The organism is Pseudarthrobacter sp. NPDC092419 (assembly GCF_044755045.1).
In the GTDB taxonomy this organism is placed as follows: Bacteria; Actinomycetota; Actinomycetes; order Actinomycetales; family Micrococcaceae; genus Arthrobacter.
The window spans coordinates 365,968-383,924 of sequence record NZ_JBIVQF010000003.1; the positions used below are offsets into that span (position 1 = coordinate 365,968).

19 protein-coding genes are annotated in these 17,957 nt (G+C 67.2%); 9 read left to right on the forward strand and 10 right to left on the reverse strand.

Going from position 1 to position 17,957, the window contains the following annotated elements:
* Positions 1 to 34: 34 nt before the first annotated feature.
* A complete protein-coding gene (locus ACIQC0_RS07470) occupies positions 35 to 922 on the reverse strand; it encodes a neutral zinc metallopeptidase (RefSeq protein WP_400533820.1) in 888 nt (295 codons plus the stop codon).
* Between the two features lie 60 nt (positions 923 to 982).
* Here ACIQC0_RS07470 and ACIQC0_RS07475 point away from each other — a divergent pair, with 60 nt between their 5' ends.
* Together ACIQC0_RS07475 and ACIQC0_RS07480 are read left to right on the forward strand one after the other, a co-directional pair.
* Entirely contained in the window at positions 983 to 2,392 is a 1,410-nt protein-coding gene (locus ACIQC0_RS07475) for a class I adenylate-forming enzyme family protein (protein ID WP_400533823.1), read from the forward strand.
* Positions 2,382 to 3,566, forward strand: a complete 1,185-nt coding sequence (locus ACIQC0_RS07480) for a thiolase family protein (protein ID WP_377215827.1) — start codon at positions 2,382 to 2,384, stop codon at positions 3,564 to 3,566. Before ACIQC0_RS07475 ends, ACIQC0_RS07480 begins: the two co-directional genes overlap by 11 nt.
* Before the next feature lie 11 nt (positions 3,567 to 3,577).
* Here the strand turns inward: ACIQC0_RS07480 and ACIQC0_RS07485 are convergent, their stop codons facing one another.
* Genes ACIQC0_RS07485 through ACIQC0_RS07495 form a run of 3 tightly spaced genes read right to left on the reverse strand, consistent with a single transcriptional unit; the run spans position 3,578 to position 5,573 of the window.
* Entirely contained in the window at positions 3,578 to 4,201 is a 624-nt protein-coding gene (locus ACIQC0_RS07485; RefSeq protein WP_400533827.1) for an energy-coupling factor transporter transmembrane component T family protein, read from the reverse strand.
* Positions 4,198 to 4,920 carry an energy-coupling factor ABC transporter ATP-binding protein gene (locus ACIQC0_RS07490; protein ID WP_400533830.1) on the reverse strand — a complete coding sequence of 241 codons (723 nt, stop codon included), beginning with the start codon at positions 4,918 to 4,920 and terminating at the stop codon, positions 4,198 to 4,200. The genes ACIQC0_RS07485 and ACIQC0_RS07490 overlap by 4 nt, the downstream gene beginning before the upstream one ends.
* 11 nt (positions 4,921 to 4,931) lie before the next feature.
* Positions 4,932 to 5,573 (reverse strand): biotin transporter BioY, encoded by a 642-nt coding sequence (locus tag ACIQC0_RS07495; RefSeq protein WP_377215830.1) that lies wholly within the window; start codon positions 5,571 to 5,573, stop codon positions 4,932 to 4,934.
* A 295-nt stretch (positions 5,574 to 5,868) separates the two neighbouring features.
* Here ACIQC0_RS07495 and abc-f point away from each other — a divergent pair, with 295 nt between their 5' ends.
* Positions 5,869 to 7,467 carry a ribosomal protection-like ABC-F family protein gene (gene abc-f / locus ACIQC0_RS07500; RefSeq protein ID WP_377215831.1) on the forward strand — a complete coding sequence of 533 codons (1,599 nt, stop codon included), beginning with the start codon at positions 5,869 to 5,871 and terminating at the stop codon, positions 7,465 to 7,467.
* Positions 7,468 to 7,476: 9 nt separating this feature from the next.
* Here the strand turns inward: abc-f and ACIQC0_RS07505 are convergent, their stop codons facing one another.
* Genes ACIQC0_RS07505 through ACIQC0_RS07520 form a run of 4 tightly spaced genes read right to left on the reverse strand, consistent with a single transcriptional unit; the run spans position 7,477 to position 9,548 of the window.
* Positions 7,477 to 7,953, reverse strand: coding sequence for a YbaK/EbsC family protein (locus ACIQC0_RS07505; protein WP_400533834.1), 477 nt, complete (start codon positions 7,951 to 7,953; stop codon positions 7,477 to 7,479).
* Between the two features lie 3 nt (positions 7,954 to 7,956).
* Positions 7,957 to 8,832: an SURF1 family protein gene (locus ACIQC0_RS07510; protein ID WP_400533837.1), complete on the reverse strand. Its 876-nt coding sequence runs from the start codon at positions 8,830 to 8,832 to the stop codon at positions 7,957 to 7,959.
* Complete coding sequence (locus ACIQC0_RS07515) at positions 8,833 to 9,099, reverse strand: hypothetical protein (protein ID WP_400533840.1); 267 nt, start codon at positions 9,097 to 9,099, stop codon at positions 8,833 to 8,835.
* Positions 9,096 to 9,548: a DUF3099 domain-containing protein gene (locus ACIQC0_RS07520; protein ID WP_377215835.1), complete on the reverse strand. Its 453-nt coding sequence runs from the start codon at positions 9,546 to 9,548 to the stop codon at positions 9,096 to 9,098. The genes ACIQC0_RS07515 and ACIQC0_RS07520 overlap by 4 nt, the downstream gene beginning before the upstream one ends.
* 153 nt (positions 9,549 to 9,701) lie before the next feature.
* Between ACIQC0_RS07520 and ACIQC0_RS07525 the strand changes: the two genes are divergently transcribed.
* Positions 9,702 to 10,427, forward strand: coding sequence for a beta-ketoacyl-ACP reductase (locus tag ACIQC0_RS07525; protein ID WP_400533843.1), 726 nt, complete (start codon positions 9,702 to 9,704; stop codon positions 10,425 to 10,427).
* Between the two features lie 128 nt (positions 10,428 to 10,555).
* On the forward strand, positions 10,556 to 11,308 hold the full coding sequence (locus ACIQC0_RS07530) for an SDR family oxidoreductase (protein WP_400533846.1): 753 nt from the start codon (positions 10,556 to 10,558) through the stop codon (positions 11,306 to 11,308).
* Positions 11,309 to 11,397: 89 nt separating this feature from the next.
* On the opposite strand, the gene serB is transcribed toward ACIQC0_RS07530, so the two are convergent.
* Complete coding sequence (gene serB, locus ACIQC0_RS07535; RefSeq protein WP_400533849.1) at positions 11,398 to 12,291, reverse strand: phosphoserine phosphatase SerB; 894 nt, start codon at positions 12,289 to 12,291, stop codon at positions 11,398 to 11,400.
* A 156-nt stretch (positions 12,292 to 12,447) separates the two neighbouring features.
* Between serB and ACIQC0_RS07540 the strand changes: the two genes are divergently transcribed.
* From ACIQC0_RS07540 to ACIQC0_RS07555, 4 genes are all read left to right on the forward strand, one after another.
* Positions 12,448 to 13,233 carry an ABC transporter ATP-binding protein gene (locus ACIQC0_RS07540; protein WP_400533852.1) on the forward strand — a complete coding sequence of 262 codons (786 nt, stop codon included), beginning with the start codon at positions 12,448 to 12,450 and terminating at the stop codon, positions 13,231 to 13,233.
* A gap of 10 nt (positions 13,234 to 13,243) precedes the next feature.
* Positions 13,244 to 14,029: a sulfite exporter TauE/SafE family protein gene (locus tag ACIQC0_RS07545; protein WP_400533855.1), complete on the forward strand. Its 786-nt coding sequence runs from the start codon at positions 13,244 to 13,246 to the stop codon at positions 14,027 to 14,029.
* Positions 14,030 to 14,036: 7 nt separating this feature from the next.
* On the forward strand, positions 14,037 to 14,846 hold the full coding sequence (locus ACIQC0_RS07550; protein WP_400533858.1) for a TrmH family RNA methyltransferase: 810 nt from the start codon (positions 14,037 to 14,039) through the stop codon (positions 14,844 to 14,846).
* 139 nt (positions 14,847 to 14,985) lie between these two features.
* On the forward strand, positions 14,986 to 15,243 hold the full coding sequence (locus ACIQC0_RS07555; protein WP_076803010.1) for a type B 50S ribosomal protein L31: 258 nt from the start codon (positions 14,986 to 14,988) through the stop codon (positions 15,241 to 15,243).
* Between the two features lie 66 nt (positions 15,244 to 15,309).
* On the opposite strand, the gene pepN is transcribed toward ACIQC0_RS07555, so the two are convergent.
* A complete protein-coding gene (gene pepN / locus ACIQC0_RS07560) occupies positions 15,310 to 17,940 on the reverse strand; it encodes an aminopeptidase N (RefSeq protein WP_400533862.1) in 2,631 nt (876 codons plus the stop codon).
* Positions 17,941 to 17,957: the final 17 nt, after the last annotated feature.

Here is a 17,957-nt window from a genome sequence, read left to right on the forward strand (position 1 = left end):
GGTAACCGGCCGCCGTCGTAAGCAATCGATGGGGCTACAAGGTGCGGGCCGCGAATGTGTCGCACTGCCTGATGTCGCCGGACTCGTAGCCGCGGCTAAACCAGCGCTGGCGCTGCTCGCTGGAACCGTGCGTCCAGGCTTCCGGGTTCACCTGCCCGGTGGTGGATTCCTGGATCCGGTCGTCACCTACGGCGGAGGCGGCGGACAGGGCATCGTTCAGGTCCTGCTGCGTGAGGGGTTCCAGGAAGGGCTGGCCTGTGGACGGGTCCGGCACGGTGGTGGCGTGCTTGGCCCACAGTCCTGCATAACAGTCAGCCTGGAGCTCGACCCGGACGGCGCCGGACTCCGGCCCCTGGGGATCCTGCTGCGCGCGGTTGATGTCGCCCAGGACGTTCTGCACGTGGTGTCCGAATTCGTGCGCCACCACGTATTCCTGCGCAAGGGGACCGCCGGATGAACCAAAGCGGTCCACGAGCTCCTGGAAAAAGTCCGGATCGAAGTAGGCCGTGGTGTCCGCCGGGCAGTAGAACGGTCCCACTGCGCTGGTGGCGGATCCGCAACCGGTGTTGGTGCCGCCGGTGAAAATGACGGTCTCGGGCTGGGGGTATTTCACCTTGTACTGCGCAAGGTATTCCGGCCAGAACGCGTTCAGGCTGTTGACCGTGCCGGTGATCCGGCAGTCGATCCGCTGGTCGGCGTCCGCTCCGGTGCTGCAGGCCGGGGCCGTCCCCTGTTCCTGGCCCGGGGGAGCCTGACCAGCACCGACCAGGCCTTCCAACAGCTGCGGGTTGACGCCCAGTAGGGCTGCGATGAGGAGGATGAGCCCGCCGCCGATGCCGCCGCCCACCTTCACCCCGCGGCCCATGCCGCGCCGGTCCTGGACCTGCGATGGGTCCAGCTGCACATTGTCATTGAAACTCATATGGTCACAATAGCCCGTGGCCCTCGATGGGGGAGGAGCCCGGCCGGTAAAGTTGATCCGATGCCTTTTCTCAACAGAATCCAGCGATGGGCCGCGGAACGGCCCCACGACACTGCCGTCGTGGTCGCCGGCCGGCGCCTGGACTGGGAGCAGCTCCGGGACCAGGCCGCTTCAGTGGTCGCGGACACCAAGTCCGTCAGCGCCCTCTGCGAGCCGAATTCAACCGACTTTGCCGTGAAGTTCGCCGCAGCTGTTGCGGGGGGACGGCAGTGCGCTGTGCTCGATCCGGCGTGGCCCGCAGCGCTCCAGGACGACATCGTGCACCGGGTCCACGCTTCTGCGCGGGCTGCGGCCGTCGCCACCGATGATGCGCTGGAGGACGGGCCGGCAGACTCCCCCTTCCTGATTGGACTTACCTCCGGCACCACCTCGGTTCCCAAGGCGTTCACCAGGTCGCGCCGGTCCTGGCAGGAATCCTTCGAAGCCTCGATTGAGTTCTTCGGGCTCCGCCGGGACGACGTCACGCTGGCTCCCGGTCCGTTGGCGGCCAGCCTGAACCTCTACGCCCTGGCGGAGTGCCTCTACGCGGGATCCGAATTCCAGACCCTCAAGGCGTTCGACGTCGGCGACGTGCACGCGGCCATCACCCATGACCGCGTCACGCGCCTGGTACTGGTACCGACCATGCTCCGGATGCTCAGCGAACGCGGTCTCACCGGTTGCGTAGACGCCTCGGGTGTGCGAACCATCATCTGTGCCGGCTCCAAGCTCGACGCGCGCACCCTGGAGGCGGCCCGCCGCTGGGCACCGAACGCCACCATCTTCGAGTATTACGGTGCCTCCGAACTGAGCTTTGTATCCGGGGCTGGCCTGCCGGCCAGCCGGACGCCCTCGCGGGGCGGCACCGGGATCGGCAGGCCTTTCCCGGGCGTCGAAGTGCGCATTATTGACGACGCCGGATCCCCCCTCGAGGACGGAGAGCCCGGCAACATCTGCGTCCGGAGCGCCATGGTGAGCGACGGCTACCTCTGGGGAGACGACGGCCAGGCGCTGCGTGCCTTTGATAACGACTGGTTCACCGTAGGAGACCAGGGCTACCTGGAGGCCGGAGAGCTCCACATCCTTGGGCGCCGCTCGGACATGATCCTGACGGCCGGCAAAAACGTCTACCCGCATGAAGTGGAACTGGCGCTCTCGGCCGTGCCCGGTGTTGCTGCGGCCGTGGCCGCGGGCATGCCCGATGACCTCCGCGGCCAGCGCGTAGTGGCCGGCGTGGTGCCGTCCCATGGGGGAGTCACCGCCACGCAGCTGCGTGCCGGGCTGGAGGACATTTTGGCCAGGGATAAGCGGCCCCTGCAGTTTTACGCCCTGGCAGAGCTTCCGGTCACCGACCGGGGCAAGGTCAGCCGCAGCCTCTTCCTTGAATGGATCAGCACGCGGGACACGCGGGTGCGCAGCCTTGGCTCCTGATGTGCTCCCGCCGGACCGCCAGCCGGTGATCGTTGCTGCCCGGCGCACCCCCGTGTGCCGCACAAACGGCGCTTTGCGGGGCCTGCGCGCCCACGACTTGCTGGCGCCGGTCCTGAGCCGGCTGGTGTCGGATTCGGGGGTCGGCCCGTCAAGCGTGACGGACGTCGTCATCGGCAACGCCGTCGGCGGCGGCGGCAACGTGGCCAGGTTCGCACTGCTCGAAGCCGGTTTGCCGGTGGAGGTTCCAGGGCTCACCGTTGACCGTCAGTGCGGTTCGGGTCTGGACGCCATCGTCCTGGCCGGCGGCCTGGTGGCCGCCGGGGGCAATCCCCTCTATCTGGCCGGCGGGGTGGAAAGCACCAGCACGGCGCCCCTCCGCGCTTACCCGGACGACGACGGCGTCCCCGAGTTTTTCGCGCGCGCCCGCTTTGTGCCGGCGCGCTATGGCGACCCGGACATGGGGGTGGCGGCCGAGAACGTGGCACGGGAGTTCGGCGTCGGACGGGAGCGGCAGGATGCGTTCGCCTTGCGGAGCCATCGGCGGGCCCTCGCCGCCGCTGCAGCGGGCCGGTTCGCGGCTGAAACGGTACCTTTGGCTGGACTGTCCGGAACGGTGTCGGCCGACGACGGTCCACGCCGCGGGCTCAGCCCGGCCGTGATGGCGAGATTCCCCGCTGCTTTCGTGGAAGGGGGAACTGTTACGGCCGGCAACTCGTGCTTTGACGCTGACGCAGCCTCCGCCGTCGTGATCACTTCAGTGCAGCGCGCGCGGGAACTGGGCGCTGCGGACGGCTTGCTTGTGCTGGGGACGGACACGTCCGGCGTAGAACCGCAACTCCTGGGCGTGGGTGCGGCCACGGCAGCGCGCAAGGTCCTGGCGGCGGCTGGGGTGACTGCTTCCCAGCTGGACCTGGTGGAGTTTAATGAGGCGTTCGCTGCGCAGACGCTGGCCAGTCTGGACCTGCTGGGGATTGACCCTGAAGCGGCCAACCTTGACGGCGGCGCCCTGGCGCTGGGGCATGCCTATGGGGCGTCGGGCGCCGTGCTGGTCACCCGCCTGCTGGCCCAGGCCCGGGCGGTGGACCGGCCGGGATTACTGGGGCTGGCCATGATCAGTATTGCCGGCGGAATGGGCACGGCTGCGCTGCTGCAGTACGCCCGGCTGGCGGACTGACGCACCGGCCCTTAGTCCTCAGGCTCGCCGAGGCCGCGCGCTGCCAGTGCTTCGCCGGTCTGGCGGGCGAATGTCACCGAGGTGATGAAGACAGGCAGGACAAGCGCGCGCGGGTTACGTTCCAGGCCCCTGGCCCGGGCGGAGTCGCGGACGTCCGCAAAAGTTCCGGCAATGTAGGGGATGCTGCGCAGCATCACGCCGATGGTGAGGGCAAAACGTTCGGGGTCGGCGCCGAGGCGTCTGAAGGGCCGGGCCGCCCCCACCACTGCGTCGAGGATTTGCTGGACCGGTGTGGTGGCCGTCAACAGTGACGCAGCAACCACGCAGATCAGGATGTTCAGCACGATCCGTGCTGCTGCCGGGCCGCCCAGCTGCCACCACTGGAAGGCGGCGATGACCGCCAGGACGGGAAGCAGGGGACTGACCGCGGCCCAGAGACGCTGTGGTCCGGCCCCCGTGCTGAGGAACAGCACGCAGAAGCCCGCCAACGCCGCCGCCGAAACCCGCCAGTCCAGCACCACAAAAGAGGCCAGCCCGGTGGCGAACACCAGCACGAACTTCAGGCCCGTGGGGGTCCGGTGCAGCAGGGAGGTACCCGGCACGTAATTGGCAAGGAGGAAGCCGTGTCCCCTCACGGCGCACCGGCCCCGGCCTGCTCGGCGCACAGGCTGCGGTAGGCGGCAACGGCCTCCGCGGGGGAGCCATCGTAGGCGACCTTGCCCGTCTCAATGACCAGCACGCGGTCCATCGCCAGGGCGAGGTCCAGGTCATGCGTGGACATGATGATCTGTTGGTCCAGGCCGGCCAGGGTGCGCCGCAGTAGTTCCCGGTTGCGCAGGTCAAGCAGGGTGGACGGCTCGTCAAGGACCAGGATGGCCGGATCGACGGCGAGGACTGCGGTCAAGGCCATGAGCTGGCGTTCGCCGCCGGAGAGTTCGTAGATGCTTTGGTCTGCGAGGTGCAGGAGCCCCAGCCGGTCCAGTGAGGCTTCCGCCCTGGCGCGCCGCTCCTTGCCGTTCCGGACGGAGCGGCGCAGTGAGAGTTCCACGTCCTCCCGGCCGGTGGGCATCACCAGCTGGGAAAGCGGATCGGTGAAAACAAAGCCTACGGCGCGACGGACCGCCCGGACGGCGCGCACAGTGTCCGCGCCGTCCACGGCCACCGCCCCGGACGTTGGCTGGACCAGGCCGTTAACCAGGCGGAGCAGGGTGGACTTGCCGGAACCGTTGGCCCCGATAACTCCGATCCGTTCCTCGGTGAGCCGCAGGCTGATTGCTTCCAGCAGCACCTTGGGCACCGGGGAATGGTCCACGGGAACGGAGACTGTTACCTGGTCGAACGTCACTGTGGGCATGGTGGAGAACCCTAGTCCTGGACCTGTGCGGGTACGGTCCGCAGGGAACGGCGCACCAGGATGTCCGGGAAGGCCCGGTGCAGGGCCACGGCAATAAGGCCGGCGAGGACGTTCTTAACCAGGTCTCCCGGGTAGAAGACGAGGTCGCTGAGGAACGCCTGGCCGATCGTCGCCTTGGTGTTCATGGCAATACCCAGGATGCCCAGGGAGTGGACCACCACCACGCTGGTTACGGTGGCAGCGAGGAAGAACCAGAGGGCGCGGGCGTTGGCGGTGCGGCGGATGACCACAGTGGCCAGCCAGCCAACGACGCCTGCGGCGATGGGGAACGCGATGATGTAGCCCACTGACGGGCCGGCCAGGATGCCCAGACCGCTGCGGCCCTGGCTGAAGATAGGCAGTCCGGCGAGGCCCAGCAAGACGTAGAGGCCGACGGCGGCGAAGCCGCGGCCCGGGCCGAGCACCAGGCCGGTCAGCATGACGGCGAGGGTCTGGAAGGTGATGGGAACGCCGAAGCCGTTGACGGCCAGCCCGGGAACGAGTGCAGAACCGGCCACGAGGGCGGCGAAGACGGCGATCAGGCCAAGGTCGGTGGCGTTCCAGTTGGATCGAAGCGCTGCGGTTTTGGGGGCGGGGGTGCGAGTGTTGCTCATGGTGGTCCTGTCGGGGTTGAACAAGGAAAAGCGGATGTACCGCCGACGTTACCCGGGCCAGACAGGCCCCATCTTGTAGGGCCCCTACTAAAGCGGCCGTCCGCCCCTGACGGCCGGGTACAAACAGGCCGGGTGCCCGGGCGCCTCCGGCGTTCCTCCAAGCCTCCGCGGTAAGGAGGGATGAAGATAAAGCGCGGTAGACTTTCATGGGCCGTTCTCCGGCCACTCTCCCCGGCCGCCCCGCAGGAACTGTGCGCGGTTGTGGCGTTCCCTGTTGTGAAAGGCCTTACCTGCTGTGATTACCGTCCAGGATCTTGAACTGCGCGCCGGCGCCCGGCTCCTCATGGACCAGGTGAGCTTCCGCATCGACAAGGGGGACAAGATCGGGCTGGTGGGCCGCAACGGTGCAGGCAAAACCACCCTCACCCGCGTCCTCGCCGGCGAAGGCCTTCCCGCCGCCGGGAAAGTGACCCGCAGCGGCGAAATCGGTTACCTGCCGCAGGATCCCCGGACCCCGGACATGGAGCAGCTGGCCCGGGACCGGATCCTGTCGGCACGTGGCCTGGACATCGTGGTGGGCAAGCTGCGTTCGGCGCAGGACGAGATGGCAAGCGACGACGCACAAGTCCAGCGGAAGGCGATGAACCGCTACGACCGGCTCGAGGCAGAGTTCCTCGCCGCCGGCGGATACGCAGCCGAGGCGGAGGCCGCCTCGATCTGCTCCAACCTCGCCCTGCCGGACCGGCTGCTGAACCAGCCGCTCAAGACTCTCTCCGGCGGCCAGCGGCGCCGCGTGGAACTGGCGCGCATCCTGTACTCGGATGCCGAGACCATGCTCCTGGACGAGCCCACCAACCACCTCGACGCCGACTCCATTGCCTGGCTGCGCGACTTCCTCAAGAACCACCAGGGCGGCCTGATCGTCATCAGCCACGACACCGAACTCCTCGAGGCTACGGTCAACAAGGTGTTCCTGCTGGACGCCAACCGGGCGCAGATCGACTTCTACAACATGGACTGGAAGCGGTACCTGCAGCAGCGCGAAACGGACGAGCGGGCCCGCAAACGTGAACGTGCCAACGCCGAGAAAAAGGCCCAGGTCCTCATGGACCAGGCCAACAAGATGCGGGCCAAGGCCACTAAGGCCGTTGCGGCGCAGAACATGGCCAAGCGTGCCGAACGGCTGCTCAGCGGCCTGGAGGCCGTTCGCGAGCAGGACCGCGTCGCAGCCCTGCGCTTCCCGGACCCGGCGCCCTGCGGCAAGACCCCGCTCACCGCAGACGGACTCAGCAAGTCCTACGGCTCGCTGGAGATCTTCACGGACGTGGACCTCGCCATCGACCGCGGGTCCAAGGTGGTCATCCTGGGCCTCAACGGCGCCGGCAAGACCACCCTGCTGCGCATGCTGGCGGGGGTTGACCAGCCGGACACCGGCGAGGTCATTCCGGGCCACGGCGTTAAGGTGGGTTACTACGCCCAGGAGCACGAAACCCTGGACGTCAACCGGACAGTCCTGGAAAACATGCGCTCGGCCGCCCCGGACATGAAGGACGCGGAAGTGCGCGGCATCCTGGGTTCGTTCCTCTTCTCCGGAGACGATGTCGACAAGCCCGCCGGGGTCCTCTCCGGCGGTGAAAAGACCCGCCTCGCCCTCGCCACCATCGTGGCCTCCAGCGCCAATGTCCTCCTTCTGGATGAACCCACCAACAACCTCGACCCCGCCAGCCGCGCCGAAATCCTGGGCGCACTGCGCAACTACACCGGCGCCGTCGTCCTCGTCAGCCACGACGAAGGTGCGGTAGAGGCCCTCAACCCGGAGCGCGTCGTGCTGCTGCCGGACGGGGTCGAAGATCTGTGGAACGAGGACTACCTGGACCTGATCACGCTCGCTTGAGCCGCCGGGTCAACGGACCGGCATTTCTTCGGCTCCAGTAATCCTGCGCAGTTGCTGATAGGTGATGCTGAACATCGTCGTGTGGTCGCCCGCTCCTGCCCAGAGGAGGTCCTTGGTTTGCAGAGAGTGGTCCAGGAGGGTTCTGATTCGCTGTGGGTGGCCGACCGGGGCTACTCCGCCTACCTCCTGGCCTGTGTGTTCCAGCACGAAGTCCGGGGAGGCGCGCCGGATCTTTCCCGAGCCCAACTGTCCCGCCACCAGTGCCGTGTCCACCCGCGCCGCGCCGCTGGCAAGGATCAGCAGCGGTTCGCCTGCCAGTTCGAACACCAGGCTGTTGGTGATCGCCGAAACGTCACACCCCAGCGCCTCGGCGGCGGCCGCGGCAGTCGGTACACCTGCAGGGAAGTGGCGGATCGTGTCGCCGACCCCCGCGGTGACCAGGGCCGAGCGCACCAGGGTCACCGGGCCGCCGTCGTTCGAGGTCACCGGTCAGTACCCCTGCGCGTCCAGCAGCGCATCTTCCTCTTCTTCGGCCGTGGGCCGCTTTCGCCCCCGCGAAGGGGCCGGACGACGCCGGGCGGGAACCGCGGAGTGGACGGTCCCGGCCGCTTCCGCGTCGCCGTCGTCCTCCGCGTCGATGGCCGCGTTCCGCGCCTGCTGCCGGGCGGCATAGCCGAAGCCCACGAACATCAGCACGCCGAACGCGAACCACTGCAGCGAGTAGGACAGGTGCGTGCCCTCCTCGACGGACGGCTTGGGGAACGGGTACGGCATCTCCGCGGCCGGCGGCGTTTCCGAAGCCAGCTGCCCGTAGGCACCTGTGAGGATCGGGTAGGACAGCTGCGCCGCGTAGGCCTTCAGATCGATGGAGGCCAGCTGGCCTTCCGGTGCACCGCGCTGCAGTTCCGGCTCAGGGTGCTTCAAGCGGACGACGGCGGTGACGTCGCCGGCCGGGGGAGCGGGCACCGAATCCGGGCTGCCCGGGTTGTTGTTGCCGATGGGCAGCCAGCCGCGGTCGATGATGACGGTCTCGCCTGAGTCGAGGCGGAACGGGACCACGACTTCGTAGCCCGGCTGGCCGTTGAGCGGGCGGTTGCGGACAATTCGCTGCGCGTCCGGGTCGTACGAGCCCTTCAGCTCAACCTGGGCCCACTCCTTTTCCGGCGCCAACGCCTGAAACTGGTCCTTTGCCAGCGCAAACGGGACGGGAGCAGCCGAATAGTTGCTGACCACGCGGTTGATTTCCGCGAGTGTTTCAGCGCGCCGGTCCATCTGCCAGCGGCCCAGGAACACACAGGCAGAGGCGAAGATCGCGGCCAGCAGCAGGTAACCCAGCCACTTGCTGGAAAACAGGAAGCGGTACATTCAGCTGTCCTGCTCCGGGGCGCCGTCCGCGGCGGCGTCCAGGGGAAGGGTTTCCTTCCACAGGCCACGGGTCTGCAGGTAGTCTTCGAGCCATTCCCGGTGTTCCCCGCAGGCCAGCCAGGTCTTGCGGCGTTCCGGTGTATGGATCTTGGGGTTGTTCCACAACAGCTGCCATGACGCGTCGGCGCGGCAGGCCTTGCGCGAACAGACTGCCGCGTTCTCCGGGAACGCGGGATCAGACCCCGCGGCGAAATCGAAAATACTCATGATGCCCGCCGCTCCTCCCCGGGATTGGGGTTGTGAAATTGACCATTCAGGTCCGACTCGTCAATCAGTTCGCCCTGGAGCAGGGTGCTGCCGGGATCATCATCCACGCCCGCGGCCGCCGGCGCTTCAAGTTCGGCAAGCGGTGCCGAATCCAGCAAGAGGTCGCTGTGGCCTTCCGCGAGGTCGCTTCCGTTGGCGATGATGACGGCGATCCAGGGCAGGAACACTGCCCCGGCCACGGGTATGAGCTTGAACCAGCCGTCGACCACAAAGATCAGGATCAGGCACACCATGCGGATGCCCATGGCCAGGGCGTACTTGACCATGCGCTTGTGCATGTCCACCGAGTGCGCCGCGGCGGCATCCGTAATGCTGTGGACCTCGGCGTCCCCCGAGAACCGGCCGGGTTCTCCGGGCGCGGACTGTCCCGCATGGTTTTCAAGGGTCACGGTGATTGATCACGCTCCAAAGGCTTGGATTAATTCTCTCACCAACGGCAGTGGCACCCAAACCCGGTCCCGGGCGTTCGCTAAGATCGGAGGCAGTCCCAACACCACCTTGCTACCGCGGCGCCGCATGCCGCAGAGAACCGGAGTCCGTCAATGACTGAAGCAGTTTCCGCCCCCCGCAGCGTCCTGATCACCGGCGGTAACCGCGGCATCGGACTGGCCATCGCGGAAGCCTTCCTGGCCAATGGCGACAAGGTAGCCGTGACTTACCGCAGTGAAACGCAACTGCCCGAGGGCATCCTGGGTGTCAAGGCGGACGTTACCGATGAGGCATCCGTGGACGCCGCGTTCAAGGAGGTCGAAGCCGCCCACGGTCCGGTGGAGGTCCTGGTCGCCAACGCGGGCATCACCAAGGACACGCTGCTGCTGCGCATGAGCGAGGATGACTTCACGTCGGTGATCGACACCAACCTCACCGGGGCCTTCCGCGTCATCAAGCGGGCCTCCAAAGGCATGATCCGGCTGCGCAAGGGCCGCGTCGTCCTCATCTCCTCCGTCTCCGGCCTGTACGGCGCGCCTGGCCAGATCAACTACTCCGCCTCCAAGGCAGGCCTGGTGGGTATCGCCCGGTCCCTGACGCGCGAGCTCGGCTCCCGCGGGATCACGGCGAACGTGGTGGCGCCGGGCTTCATCAACACGGACATGACCGCTGAGCTCCCGGAGGCCACCCAGAAGGATTACCTCTCCAGCATCCCCGCTGGCCGTTTCGCCGAAGCGTCCGAGGTTGCCAACGTGGTCCGCTGGGTCTCCAGCGACGAGGCAGCCTACATTTCCGGCGCGGTCATCCCCGTGGACGGCGGCCTGGGCATGGGCCACTAGGAGTCTTCCAGGAAACTAGCCCGGCCGGGCTTCTTTGTTGGACCCGGACAACGGAATCACTGCTGTGCGCTGGCATGATGGTCTGCAGAGCAACAGCGAATTGGACGTTTAGAACAAAGGAAGTATGCATGGGACTGCTGGATAACAAGACCGCCATTGTCACCGGGTCCTCCCGGGGAATCGGCGCCGAGGTGGCCAAGATCCTCGCAGGCGAGGGCGCGGCCGTCGTCGTCAACTATCGTCAGAAGGCGCCCCGCGCCAACAAAGTGGTCCAGGGCATCGAAGCCGACGGTGGCCGTGCCGTGGCGGTGGGAGCGGACCTGACCACCCAGGAAGGCGTCCAGGCGCTGGCCAGCGCAGCGATGGAGAACTTCGGTTCCCTGGACATCCTGGTCCTCAACGCTTCCGGCGGCATGGAGACCGGCATGGGCGAGGACTATGCGCTCAAGCTCAACCGCGACGCCCAGGTGAATATGCTCAACGCCGCTGTCCCGTTGATGAAGGGGGGCTCCCGGGTGGTGTTCGTCACCAGCCACCAGGCCCACTTCATCAACACCGTGCCCACCATGGACGCCTATGAACCGGTGGCCCGCAGCAAGCGCGCGGGCGAGGACGCCCTGCGTGAGCTTGTCCCCAACCTGGCGGACAAGGGCATCTCGCTGGTTGTGGTCTCCGGCGACATGATCGAAGGCACCGTCACCGCCACCCTGCTGGACCGTTCAGCCCCCGGCGCTATCGAAGCGCGCCGCGCAGAGGCCGGCAAGCTGTACTCCGTGGAGGAGTTCGCCCAAGTGGTGGCCGGCATGGTTGCCGCAGACGTTGAGTCCGGCCACACGGAGTACGCCGGCGGCGCAGACTACTTCGGCAAGGGCGCGCAGTAGGTCTCAGCTTCCACCCAACCGCGAGATGACACTTCGCGGCAATGTTCCTCCCGGACACTGCCACGAAGTGTCATTTCGCGGTTAAGGGGTCAGACTCCGGCGATGTGCTGGACGGCGTCCAGGTACGGCATGTTGAGGGCTGCGTCGGCGACGGCCCGCACGGCCGGCTTGGCGTTGAAGGCCACGCCGATGCCGGCGGCACCCAGCATGTCCAGGTCGTTGGCGCCGTCGCCCACCGCGATCGTGTGCTCCAAGGGAATGCCCTCGTCGGCAGCCCACTCGCGCAGGTACTTTTCCTTCGCAGCGCGGTCCACCACGGCGCCCAGCACCTTGCCCGTCAGCGCGCCGTCAACAATCTCGAGCTCGTTGGCCTGCCAGTAGTCCAGGCCCAGATCGCCGGCGATGGGCTCCAGGATCTGGTTGAAGCCGCCCGACACTACGGCAACCACGTGTCCGGCTGCCTTGAATGCGGCAACGAGCTCGGCGGCCCCTTCGCTTAGCTTTACTTCCTGCCGGACGGAATGGACGACGTCGGCGGGCAGCCCTGCGAGCACGGCCACCCGGGCGTGCAGGCTTTGGGCGAAGTCCAGTTCCCCGCGCATGGCCGCCTCCGTCACAGCGGCCACTTCTTCGAATTTGCCCGCATATGCTGCGAGGAGTTCGATGACCTCCTGCTGGATCAGAGTGGAGTCCACATCCATGATCAGGAGTTTTCGGGCAGCCGACCGCAGGCCGGTCGGGACGAGCGCGGTATCAAGGCCCGCCAGTGCCGCACCGGATACCGCACGCCGCAGCGCGGCCAGGCCGGACGTCGTGGAATCCGCCACCTCCAGCTCAGCGACGTGGACCTGGTATCGGTCGTCACCGGCGGTGCTCTCGGACTGCAGCGCAGCGCCCCCGGCGGCCAAGGCGGAACGCAGCTGCTCCAGCGCCGGGGGAGTCATTTTCAAGCCGTAGCTGACCGCAGTCACGTTCGAAGTCATGCCTGCAATCTTAGCCAGCGGGGGAGCGGCGCCTTGAAATCATTGCGCGGTATGGAGGAGCCCGCCCCCCGACGTGACGGCGGTCATACCCCCCCGTGCCGAACCGCCCCGCACCGGTTATCAGTCACCCTCTCTTTTGTCCTAGTGTCTACTCCTATGAGTGATGTTCTGGAATTGGCCTCCGTCAGTGTTGTCCGAGGTAAGAAGACACTGCTGGACAAAGTCGATTGGCAGGTCAATGAGGGCGAACGTTGGGTCATCCTGGGACCCAACGGCGCCGGCAAGACCACCCTCCTCCAGATCGCGGCAGCACGGCTGCACCCGAGCAGCGGCACCGCCGGCATCCTCGACGAGACACTGGGCCGCGTGGACGTTTTCGAACTCCGTCCGCGCATCGGGCTGTCCTCTGCCGCCCTGGCCACCCAGATTCCCGAACACGAGACGGTTCTCAACGTGGTGGTCACCGCGGCCTACGGCGTCACCGGCCGCTGGCGTGAGGGATACGAGCGCGACGACGAACGCCGCGCCTTCCGCCTGCTCAACGACTGGGGCATGGGGCCGCTGCTGAACCGCACCTTCGCATCACTCTCCGAAGGCGAACGCAAGCGCGTTCAGATCGCCCGGGCCCTCATGACGGACCCGGAGCTGCTGCTCCTGGACGAGCCCGGCGCCGGCCTCGACCTCGCCGGCCGCGAGGACCTGGTCAGCCGGCTCAGCGAGCTGGCAATGGACGAGGCTGCCCCCGCGATGGTCCTGGTCACCCACCACCTGGAAGAGGTGCCGCCGGGCTTCACGCATGCCATGCTGCTCCGCGACGCCGGCGTCGTGGCCACCGGACCCATCGCCGAGGTGCTGACTGCAGAGAACCTGGGCCGGACTTTCGGCCTTGACCTGGATGTAACGGTCAACGCGGGCCGCTACACCGCCGTCGCACGCCGTTAGCGGCACGCAGGTGGACCTTTTCAGCGGCACTGTTGTGTCGATCGCCGGCCTGTGGGCCGGCACCATCAATGCCGTGGTGGGCTCGGGAACACTGGTTACCTTCCCGGTGCTGATAGCGCTCGGCATTACCCCGGTGGTCGCCTCCATGAGCAATGCCATGGGCCTGGTGGCCGGGGGCATTTCCGGTGCCGTGGGCTACCGGCGTGAACTGAAGGGCCGCGGAAGGCAACTGATGCGGCTCCTGCCGGCCTCCCTGCTGGGCGGCATCTCCGGCGCCTGGCTGCTGCTGCATCTGCCGGAGGCGGTCTTCCACTACGCCGCTCCGTTCCTGATCGTCCTGGCGCTGCTCATGGTGGTATTCCAGCCGCGGCTGCAGGCCTGGGTGCGCAATCGGGAGGAAAACCCCGAACACGCCGTCCGCGACAAGCGCCACGGCGTACTGCTGGTGGTCCTGGTGTACCTTGCCGGCGTCTACGGCGGCTACTTCGTGGCGGCCCAGGGCATCCTGCTGGTCGGCATCCTTGGGGTCTTCCTGACCGGCACCATGCAGAACGCCAACGCCATGAAGAACATCCTGGTGCTCGGCGTGAACCTGGTGGCCGCGATGTCCTACCTGCTGTTCGCGTTCGACCGGATCAACTGGACCGTAGTTCTGCTCATCGCCATCAGCTCAGGCATCGGCGGCGTCCTCGGGGCGAAAATCGGCCGCCGGCTCTCGCCAACGGTACTGCGGGCCGTGATCTTCGCCCTGGGCCTGGTCGCCCTGGGCGTCATGCTCGCCAAGCTGCTGACATAATCACCCGGTGACAATCCACCACCTTGAGTCCGCTGACGATCCCCGCGTGGCCGACTACACCAGCCTCACCGACGTCCACCTCCGCAAACTCCGTGAACCTGCCGAAGGCATGTACATTGCTGAGTCCTCCCGCGTGCTCCGCCGCGCCCTGGCCGCGGGCCACCGGCCGCGCTCGTTCTTCCTCGCCGAAAAGTGGCTGGCGGACCTGCAGGACGTCTTCGCAGCGCACCCCGACGTGCCGGTGTTCGTCGGCAGCGCGGGCCTGCTCGAGGAGATCACCGGTTTCCACCTGCACCGCGGTGCGATGGCGGCGATGGAACGGCCGTCCCCGGTTCCGCTGCCGAAGCTCCTCGAAGGCGCCCGGCGCGTCGCCGTGCTGGAGGACATCGTGGACCACACCAACGTCGGCGCCATCTTCCGCTCCGCAGCCGCCCTGGACATCGACGCCGTCCTGGTTTCCCCCCGTTGCGGGGATCCCCTCTACCGCAGGAGCGTCCGGGTCAGCATGGGGACTGTTTTCCAGGTGCCCTGGGCCCGCCTCGAAAGCTGGCCGGGGGACCTCCAGGTCCTCAAGGACCACGGATTCACTGTGGCCGCGCTCGAACTCACCGAAGACGCACAGGACGTGGACGCCGTCGCGGCAAAGGATCCGGAGAGGCTGGCGCTGGTGCTCGGCACAGAAGGGGCGGGCATGAGCGCAAGTACACTCGCCGCCGTCGACTTCGCAGTGAAGATCCCCATGCGCAACGGCGTGGACTCGCTCAATGTGGCCGCCGCTTCCGCGGTGGCGTTTTGGGAGTTGCGCCCGCGGCACTGAGCGTTCGCCCGGGCCGTACGCATCCGCTATGATGGATAGCTGGTTGTCCTGCCGCCCAAGCTCCGGCCGGCGCAGGGTCAGCTATCCCATTCATACCTGGCAGCTGGCAAAATCCAGTTGTGCGAACAAAGGTCCCATTATGAAGTCTGAGATCCACCCGAAGTACGAAGCTGTTGTTTTCAACGACCTGGCTTCCGGCACGAAGTTCCTGACCCGCTCCACCGTGTCTTCCTCGAAGACCATCGAGTGGGAAGACGGCAACACCTACCCGGTCATCGATGTCGAAATTTCCTCCGAGTCCCACCCGTTCTACACGGGCAAGCAGCGCATCATGGACTCTGCAGGCCGCGTCGAGCGCTTCAACGCTCGCTTCAAGGGCTTCGGCGGCAAGAAGTAACCCGCTTCCACCGAGCTTCCTGAAGGCCCGTACCGGCAACGGTGCGGGCCTTTCGCGTTTCCGGGATCAGCGGGTGGAACGCACGACGCCGGCCTGCGCCGTGAGCGCGCGCAGCAGGTGGCTGCGCTGCTCCAGGATGATCCGCCGCAGCGCCCGGGGCGCGTCGCCGTTGGCTTCGAGCCACCGGTCTGTCCGGACGATGACGGGGTGCCCGGCCGGGTCTTGCCCGGGGGCAATGTCCTGGGTCAGCGGGTAGAGTCCTCGGACGATCCTGCCGGCGATCTCGATGCTGCGTTCGTCCCACACCGTCCGCAGGCAGTCGAAGTAGGGCTCGGTGAAGGGTTCCAGCAGCGCTGCCGGGGCAGTGTTGAAGCCGGTGATGGTGGCCGTGAGGAGCTGGTTGGACAGGCTGTGCCCGTGTACTGCCTCCTGCCACGCAGCGGCTTTGACGTCGGTGTCCGGTCGTGCGGCCAGGGCCGTTGCATGCCCGGCCCGGCCCGAGGCGGTGGTGTCCCGCTCGAGTTCCGCATCCAGTTCCTCCCGGGTGGCCCGGCCGTTAGCCGCGAGGGCGTGCCAGAAGTGCCAGCGCAGCTCGGCGTCCACCGCCAGGCCTGCCATCGGTGCGGAGCCGTCGAGCAGCCCCCGCAGCCGCCCCAGCCCGGAAGCGTCGCGGCGGCTCAGCGTGGCCAGGGTCCGGGCCCAGGCCAGCTGTTGGTCGGAGCCCGCCGCCGAGCGGTCCAGCTGGGCAGAGGCCGCTGCCAGGAAGGATGCGCGCACCGCAACCCGCTCTGCAGCCGGCGTATAGCGGTCAATGGCGGCAGTGGCGTTTTCGAGGACGGTCAGCAGGACGCCGATCCCCGTTTCGGAGGGCGCGAAGGCCGCCACGGCGTCAACGTAGTCCCGGGCCGGGCTTTCACCGTCCCGGGTTGAATCCCACAGGGCCGTCCAGCACAGCGCCCGGGCCATTGGGTCCTGGATCCGGTCCAGCGAGCTGCGGACGGTGGCCAGGGATGCCTGGTCCAGCCGAACCTTGGCGTAGGTGAGGTCGTCGTCGTTGAGCAGCAGCAGCGCCGGACGCCGTTGGCCGGCCAGCTCCGTAACCTGTGTGGACGCCCCGGCCGCATCTGTCTCGACGCTGCCGGTGCGCACCAGCGCGCCGGCAGCGTCGGCGTCGTACAGACCGATCCGCACCCGGTGCGCCCGCGGCACGTTCCGTCCCGTGACCGGATCGGTTGCCTCCTGGACGATCGCCGCGCTGCCAATAACGCCGTCGTCCGTTCCGCCCTCTGTGACCTCGAGGCGGAGCGTCGAGATACCGGATGTCTGGAGCCATTCCTGCGCCCAGGTCCCCAAGTCCCGTCCGGAAGCCGCACTGAGCGCCTCCAGCAGGTCGGCCAGCGTGGTGTTCCCGTAGGCGTTGCTGCGGAAGTAGGCCCGGGACCCGGCAATGAAGGCGTCAAAGCCCACGTAGGCCACCAGCTGCTTGAGTACGGAGGCGCCCTTGGCGTAGGTGATGCCGTCAAAGTTCTGCTTGGCGGCCTCCAGGTCGGGGATGTCCGCCACGATGGGATGCGTGGTGGGCAATTGGTCCTGCATGTAGGCCCAGGCCTTGCGCTTGTTGGCGAAGTTCACCCATGCCGTGTCCCAGCCGGTGGCCCGGTCCACGCCAAGGGTGCCCATGTAGTCCGCGAAGGACTCCTTGAGCCATAGGTCATCCCACCACTGCATGGTCACTAGGTCGCCGAACCACATGTGCGCCATCTCGTGCAGAAGGGTATTCGCGCGGCCCTGGTACTGGGCGTCCGTGGCGCGGGAGGTGAAGACGTAGCTTTCGGTGAACGTGACCAGGCCGGGGTTTTCCATCGCCCCGAGGTTGTACTCGGGAACGAATGCCTGGTCGTATTTGCCCCAGGGGTAGGGGAAGTCGAAGAGCCGGTTGAAGAATTCCAGGCCGTCCTTTGTAAGCCGGAACAGCTCCTCCGTGTCGAAGGATTCCGCCATGGACGCCCGGCAGTAGAGGGCCAGCGGAACATCCATTGCGGTGCCGTCGTCCAGGGTGGCTTCCCACCGGTCCTGCGCCTTGAAGTAGGGCCCGGCCAGCACCGTGGTGATGTAGGTGGACATGGGGAGCGTGGGTGCGAAGTCCCAGTGGGCAGCGGCGGGGTCATCGGCCAGCGCGGTCCTTGCCGTCTGCCCGCCGTTGGAGGCCACTTCCCACCCGGCCGGTGCCGTGACGTGGAACGTGAAGGATGCCTTGAGGTCCGGCTGCTCGAAGTTGGCGAAGACGCGGCGCGCGTCCGCCGGCTCGTACTGCGTGTACAGGTAGCACTGTCCGTCCGCGGGATCGGTGAAACGGTGCATGCCTTCCCCGGAGCGGCTGTAAAGGGCGGTGCCTGTGACGGTGACCTGGTTGTCCCGTTGCAGGTTATCCAGCCGGATCCTTGGCCCGTCCACTACGTCGTCCACCCGGAGCGGCTCCCCGTTCAGGACGACGCTGTGCACGCCGCCGTGGATGAAGTCCAGGAACGTGGTGCTGCCGGGCTCGGCCGCGCTGAAGCTGATGGTGGTCCGGCTCGGATAACCGGCGGTATCGGGGTCCGGGGCCTGCCGCACGTCAAGGGAGACGTCGTAGGCGGCGGTGGTGATCAGGGCTGAACGATCGGCCGCCTCATTGCGGCTCAGATTCTCAAGTGACACTCCGCTATCCAATCACA